This is a genomic window from Paenarthrobacter sp. AB444, assembly GCF_028736865.1.
Lineage (GTDB): Bacteria > Actinomycetota > Actinomycetes > Actinomycetales > Micrococcaceae > Arthrobacter > Arthrobacter nicotinovorans_B.
The window spans coordinates 202,613-209,441 of record NZ_JAQZBY010000008.1; the positions used below are offsets into that span (position 1 = coordinate 202,613).

Sequence of the window (6,829 nt, forward strand, 5' to 3'; positions counted from 1 at the left end):
CCTTGTTATTCGCTGCGGACCGGGATGGTGGAGGCGATGAGCACGCCGCCCTTTTCTTCATTCGTGGCGGGGCGGATCTGGCCGCGCTCCGGAACGAAGGCAATGGACTCGTCCTTCTGGTCGGGGGCGTTGACGAAGGAGCGGAAACGGCGGAGGCGCTCCGGGTCCTTCAAGGTCTCTGCCCACTCATCCTGGTAGGTGTCGATGTGCTTGGCCATCGCGGCTTCAAGTTCGGCGGCAATACCCAGGGAATCGTGAACCACCACGTCCTCGACGTGCTTGATGTCGCCGTCGAGCTCTTCCTGCCAGCGGGCGGTGCGCTGGAGGCGGTCGGCGGTGCGGATGTAGTACATCAGATAGCGGTCGATGTACTTCAGCAGCGTTTCTTCGTCGAGGTCCTTGGCGAGCAACTTGGCGTGGGCCGGAGTGGCGCCGCCGTTGCCTCCCACATAGAGGTTCCAGCCATCGGCCGTCGCGATCACGCCGACGTCCTTGCCCCTGGCTTCGGCGCACTCTCGGGCGCATCCGGAAACACCCATCTTGAGTTTGTGGGGACTGCGCAGGCCCCGGTAGCGCAGTTCCAGTGCGATGGCCATGGCCACGGAATCCTGTACGCCAAAGCGGCACCACGTGGATCCGACGCAGGACTTCACTGTGCGCAGGCTCTTCCCGTAGGCCTGGCCCGACTCGAAGCCCGCGTCCACCAGTTCCTTCCAGATGTCCGGCAGTTGCTCAAGCCGGGCACCGAACATATCGATCCGCTGGCCACCAGTGATCTTGGTGTAGAGGTTGTACTTCTCGGCCACTGCTGCGATGACCCCAAGACCCTTGGGGGTGATTTCACCACCGGCGATGCGGGGGACCACCGAATAGGTTCCGTCCTTCTGCATATTGGCCAAAGCGCGGTCGTTGGTGTCCTGCAGCGAGCCGCGGCCGGCGTCCAAAACATAGGCGGAGTGCTGGCTGGCCAGTATCGAGGCAATGGTCGGCTTGCAGATATCGCAGCCTGCACCCGTGCCGTACTTGGCCATGATCTCCTCGAAGGAGGTGAGCTCCAGGACACGGATGGCATCGAAGAGTTCCTGGCGGGAGAGGCTGATGTGCTCGCAGAGGGCTTTGGAGACCTCGATCCCGGACTTGGTGAGTTCGCCTTCCAGGAGCTTCTTGAGCATGGGAACGCAGGAGCCGCACTGGGTTCCGGCCCGGGTGCACCCCTTGAGCTCTCCGAGCTCCTGGACCGGGGCGTTGCCTTCGCACGTGCCGCAACCGTTGATGGTGTCGCGGATGGTACCGGCAGCCACGTTGTTGCAGGAGCACAGGATCGCGTCATCGGGCAGTTCTGTCTCCGGGGCCTCCCCGCCGCCGGCGGCGCTGAGGTACGCTCCCGGTTCGGCAGGCAGTTCACGGCCCAGCAGGGGACGCAGGCTCATGTACGGAGATGCGTCCCCGACGAAGATGCCGCCCAGGAGGGTCTTTGCATCATCGGTGGTGACGATCTTCTGGTACACGCCACGGGCGGGGTCGGCGTAGACGATTTCCAAGGCGTGCTCGGTGCGGGCAAAGGCGTCGCCGAAGCTGGCAACGTCGACTCCGGAGAGCTTGAGTTTGGTGGCCGTGTCGAAGCCGGGGAATGTCGCTTCGCCACCATGCAGCCGGTCGGCAACGATTTCAGCCATGGTGTTGGCCGGGGCCACCAGGCCCAGGCACATCCCACCAAAGTTGGCCACCTCGCCAATGGCCCAGATGCCCTCCACCTCGGTGGCGCAGAAGTCGTTGATGACCACACCCCCACGCGGGCCAAGGCTGAACATCTGCTCTTCGCCCTCGGCTGCACGGAAGAGGTCATCCCGGGGCCTGACACCAATGGCCACAATCACCAGGTCGGCGGGGATGGTACGGCCGTCCGCCATGAGAACTCCGGTGACCTGGCCGTCGTCGTCCGTCAGAACTTCGGAGGGAAACACGCCGCCGTGCACCTCGAAACCCTTGGCCGCGATCAAACGGCCCAAAGCCTGGCCCGCACCTTCATCCAACTGGGTGTTCATCAACCACGGGGAGCCGTTGATGACAACAGGGGTCGCGCCGAGCTGCTCGGTACCAGCGGCAGACTCGAGGCCCAGCAGGCCACCGCCGATGGTGACCGCATTGACCTTTCGGCCAAGTTTCGCGGTCAACTCCGCGATTGCTTTGTTGATGGACCACACGTCCTCGAGGGTGCGGTAAACATGCGTGTGCTCGGCGCCGGGAATGGGAAGCCGGGCAGCATCAGAGCCCGTCGCAACCACCAACTGGTCGTAGGCGTACACGCTGCCCGCGGCGGTGGTGACGCTCTTGGCAACGGGATCAATCCTCACCGCGCGCTCGCCGGTCTTCAGTTCCACGGCCGGATGGTCCCACATTGCGGCATCGCCCAGAGTGAGGTCAACGTTGGTTTCCGTCAGGGCCTTGCTCAGCGCCACACGGTCGTAGGGGAGGTGCGCCTCTTCGGTCAGCACGGTGAGCTGCCAGCCTTCAAGAACGCGATTGACCATGGCATCGGTGAAGCGGTGGGCAGCGGGTCCGCCGCCGACGACGACGACGCGACGTGGGGTCCCTGTGCTTGAAGTGTGTCCGGTCACTGGTGGGCCTTTCGCAAATGGTGCAGACGGATCTCCGCAACGTGTGGTCCCAGCCTAGGAAGGGGCAGTTTCGCTTCAGTTTCCCGTTTGTTTCGTGGTCTTAACTTCTGCATCACAAACGCGTTTCCGCGGGTGTGAGGTGTCTTTTACCAATCGGACACAAAGGCGCACCCCGGACGAAACACCCCGGTTTTAGCGTGGAGGAGTGGTCACAAGCGTGGCCTGGTCCGGCAGATGCGGCAGTGGAATACGGCACTCCCGGACACAGTGAGAGGGGCTGAAATGACCGTAATTCTGGACCGCGCCGGGACTTTGGACAATGCCAAGGGAATGGCCGAGGGCATAACCTGGCACCGCGTTTGCCCTATGGACGAACTCGAGCCCGCCTGGGGAGAAGCAGCGTTGATTCAAGGGCGGCAGGTCGCACTCTTTCGAACAGGACCCTCAGAGGTATTTGCCGTCGCCCAGCAGGACCCGGCCACTCTCGCCAACGTCATGGCGCGCGGAATCATCGGCTCCCGGGGCAGCCGGCCCACCATCGCTTCACCGCTCCACAAAGAGGTCTATGACCTTGAAACAGGTGAATGCTTCAGCAATGCCGAACTCAGCCTCGAAGTCTTCGCTACCCGCCTCGTGGACGGCTTTGTTGAAGTTGGGCTCCAGGAATAGATGTGAAAGCTACTGCCCCAGCGCTTCGCGGACATCGCCAAGCACATCATCCAGGGCGGTCCGCGCCGCTTGGCGTGCTTCCGGTAGTTCCGCTGCCGATTCCACCGGACGGATCACTTCCAGGTAGCACTTGAGCTTGGGTTCGGTGCCGCTGGGCCGGATGATGACGCGGCTCTGGTCACGCGTGAGGTAGAGCAGCCCGTCCGTGGGAGGCAGGGCGTTGCTTCCTTCCGCCAGATCAGTGGACACTTCGACGGCTGAACCTCCAAACGCTTCGGGCGGGTTGACCCGCAAGCGGTTCATCATGGCATCGAGAAGGCCCAGATCGGCCACACGGATGCTCAATTGGTCGCTCGCGTGCAGGCCGTGCACCAGATACAGGTCATCCAGGGTGTCGAAGATCGACTTGCCCTCAGCCTTGGCAGCAGCCGCCATCTCGGCGATCAGCACGGCGGCCGAGATACCGTCCTTGTCGCGGACCAGCTCCGGCGCCACACAGTAACCCAATGCTTCCTCGTACCCGTAAGTGAGGCCGGGAACCCGGGAAATCCACTTGAAGCCCGTGAGCGTTTCTTCGTGGGCAAAGCCTGCCGACACCGCGATCCGGGAGAGCAGCCGTGAGGACACGATCGAGTTGGCGAAAACACCGGTGTGCGCATCGTCCGAGGAAGCGGAGGCAGCCAACCGGGCCACGATATGGGCTCCCAGCAACGCCCCAACCTCGTCGCCACGCAGCATGCGCCAAGCACCCGTCGCGGGATCCAGGGCAGCAACCGCAGCGCGATCGGCGTCGGGATCATTGGCCAACACGATGTCAGCGCCGGCCTCCTCGGCAGCGGCGAGTGCCAGGTCCAGTGCGCCGGGTTCTTCCGGATTCGGGAAAGCAACAGTGGGGAAGTCCGGGTCCGGCTCAGCTTGCTCGGCCACCAGGGTGACATCAGAGAACCCGGCGGCATTCAGGACGGAGACGGCCGTCCCGCCGCCCACGCCATGCATCGGCGTCAGAACAATTTTCAGGTCCCGCGCGGGGAAGTGCTCCCGATCCACCAGCTTGGCCATGGACGTTTCGTAGTCCGAGGCAATCGACCCCGGCAGTACAGACCAGCCGGAATCGGCCAGTTCGATGGACTCCAACGCCCCAACGGCCTCGATCCTGGCTGCTATTTCGGCATCGTAGGGGGCGACAATCTGCGCCCCACGGCCACTCTCAGCCACCGCATGCCGTCCCAAGTAGACCTTGTACCCGTTGTCCTGCGGCGGGTTGTGGCTGGCAGTGACCATCACGCCGCCGTCGCACTCCAGGCTCCTGACCGCGTAGGCGAGCAACGGCGTCGGAAGGGCCGCCGGCATAAGGAACGTTTCGATGCCCGCGGCAGTGAAGATCGCCGCTGTCTCTTCCGCGAAGATGTCCGAGTTATAGCGGGCGTCAAAGCCGACGACGGCGCGTGGCCGCGTTCCCGGAGCAGCCGTGGTCACTGCTTCGGTGAGGAAAGCTGCCAGTCCTGCTGCCGCCCGGCGGACCACCACGCGGTTCATGCGGTTGGGCCCGGGACCGAGGGCGGCGCGGAGGCCCGCCGTGCCGAATTGCAGGGTGCCGTTGAAGCTGTCGCCCAGTTCCTGGGCCGCTCCCGCATCACCGGCTGCGGCGAGGTCGGCAAGCTCCAGGAGGGCCGCCGTCGTCGTTGGATCGGGGTCCTGGGCGGCCCACTGGCGGGCGTCGATGATCAGCTGTTCACGTGCGGCATCACTGGATGTCATAGGGACAAAACTATCCTCATTGCACACGGCAAGGGCAACGCGGGGTCAGATATGGCCCATAAATCGGGTCGTAATGGGCCAAATCTGACCCCGGGTTGCCTTAGAACGGACGTGAGTGCACGTCGAAGCGGGCCTCTCCGTCCAAGCTGAACACCGACGTTCCCGCAGCGTCCCAATCCGGGAAGAACGTGTCCGTAATGACCGCCGCGCCGTCCCTGGCAAAGACCTCCACCGACGAGGAATCGAGGAGGACTGTGAGGTGGACCTTCCCGTCGCTCCCGGTAGAAGGAAGGGACACCTGGTGGTAAGGGCTGAACTTCTCGGAGAAGTTGGTGGTTCCTGCCTGTGAACGGTCCACCTTCAGCGTCCGGTTTTCCTTGGTGTAGGAGATCCGCAAACCGGAGTTGCCGTCGGCGGAGCGGCGGAGAATGACGCCGGCCTCCCGCGCGGACGACAGGTCCAGATCGAGCTCAAGCAACTGGGTGCGAGCCCCAAAGTCCCCTCCCAAGTCCTGGATCGAGGAGTCCACGGTGAGGTTTTTGTTGTTGATCTCACCGCCCCGGCGTTCCAGTGCTTCCCTGGCCGTGCCCGCGATTGCGGAACGGAGCTCATAGCGGCGCTCTCCCCGGACCAGCGTGAGTTCCCTGGGAATGGCCATGGAGCCACGCCAGGGAGTGGTGGGGACGTTCTGGGCGTAATCCCAGTTGCCCATCCAGCCCAGCAGTACGGGTTTGTCCCCGGGCGCGTTGGAGATGGAGTTGGCGGCGTAGTAGTCCGCTCCGTGGTCCAGCCATTGCGACTCTGACAACGGAGCGTCGGGGGCAGCGACGTTTTCGGCAGTGAAACGGGTCCCGTCGAATTCCCCCACGAAGTACTGCATGCCGGACCCGCCCGCGATGCCGCCTGGGTTGATGCTCAGCACCATGACCCACTTCTTCGCCGTGGAGCCTTCCACAGGCATCTGGAAAAGCTCTGGGACCTCCCACAGGCCACCCTGGGCGCCGACGCCGGAGAAGTCGCTGAGGTAGTCCCAGTGGAGCAGGTCGGTGGACTTGAAGAGCTTGACCACCTGGGCGTCGGCCACCACGGTGGTCATCACCCAGTATTGGCCGGGCTCGTACCAGAAGACTTTGGGGTCACGGAAGTTGTTGTTGGTGGGCGCGAGGTTGAGCACAGGATTACCGGGGTACTTCTGCCACGTGGTACCGCCGTCGAGGCTGTACGCGACTGATTGCGCCTGGGCTCCTGGGGGGAGCGCGCCGTTTTTGCCGTAGGCGCTGGTGTAGAGGGCTACCATCGGCGGGTTTCCGGCCGATCCAAGGCCCGAAGCATTGTTGCTGTCCATCACCATGCAGCCGGAGAAGATCTCTTCCGCGGCGCTTGCCTCCATGGCTACCGGTTGCTGTTCCCAATTGACGAGGTCTTTGCTGGTGGAGTGGCCCCACGACATGTTGCCCCATGAATTGGCGCGCGGGTTGTACTGGTAGAACGCGTGGTACGTGCCGTCGTGGTAGATCAGCCCGTTGGGATCATTGAGCCAGTTCTTCTCGGCCGTCAGGTGTGCCAGGGGCCGCCACGGATCCGAAGCGGTGGGCGTCCGGCCCGCCGTGGTGGGCGCCGGCGTCGGGCTTGCCGTGCAGGAGGCGGCAGAAAACGCGACGACGACGGCGGCACTTGCGGCCAGCAATTGGCGGCGGGACAGGTGGGGGCTGGGATGAGTCATGGGAAGAATCCTGAAGGGTTGGGGGTGGCGGGGGGGGGCGGGGTGTGGGCGGGGCCCCCCC

At 64.0% G+C, this 6,829-nt stretch carries 4 protein-coding genes; 1 reads left to right on the forward strand and 3 read right to left on the reverse strand.

The genetic code is table 11. The features are described from left to right. Positions 1-5: 5 nt before the first annotated feature. Positions 6-2,618, reverse strand: a complete 2,613-nt coding sequence (nirB, locus tag PQ627_RS12070) for a nitrite reductase large subunit NirB (RefSeq protein ID WP_274261268.1) — start codon at positions 2,616-2,618, stop codon at positions 6-8. Between the two features lie 282 nt (positions 2,619-2,900). On the opposite strand from nirB, the gene nirD reads away from it, so the two are divergent. Beyond that, on the forward strand, positions 2,901-3,287 hold the full coding sequence (nirD, locus tag PQ627_RS12075) for a nitrite reductase small subunit NirD (protein WP_274261270.1): 387 nt from the start codon (positions 2,901-2,903) through the stop codon (positions 3,285-3,287). Between the two features lie 9 nt (positions 3,288-3,296). Here the strand turns inward: nirD and PQ627_RS12080 are convergent, their stop codons facing one another. Both PQ627_RS12080 and PQ627_RS12085 read right to left on the reverse strand, forming a co-directional pair. Further along, a complete protein-coding gene (locus PQ627_RS12080) occupies positions 3,297-5,045 on the reverse strand; it encodes a phospho-sugar mutase (protein ID WP_274261272.1) in 1,749 nt (582 codons plus the stop codon). Positions 5,046-5,145: 100 nt separating this feature from the next. Continuing rightward, positions 5,146-6,768, reverse strand: a complete 1,623-nt coding sequence (locus tag PQ627_RS12085; protein ID WP_274261274.1) for a glycoside hydrolase family 32 protein — start codon at positions 6,766-6,768, stop codon at positions 5,146-5,148. Positions 6,769-6,829 lie beyond the last annotated feature (61 nt).

Bases quoted from the DNA above. Each gene is read 5' to 3' on its own strand.
- PQ627_RS12085 (WP_274261274.1), bottom strand. From the start codon at position 6,768: ATGACTCATCCCAGCCCCCACCTGTCCCGCCGCCAATTGCTGGCCGCA.
- nirD (WP_274261270.1), top strand. From the start codon at position 2,901: ATGACCGTAATTCTGGACCGCGCCGGGACTTTGGACAATGCCAAGGGA.
- PQ627_RS12080 (WP_274261272.1), bottom strand. From the start codon at position 5,045: ATGACATCCAGTGATGCCGCACGTGAACAGCTGATCATCGACGCCCGC.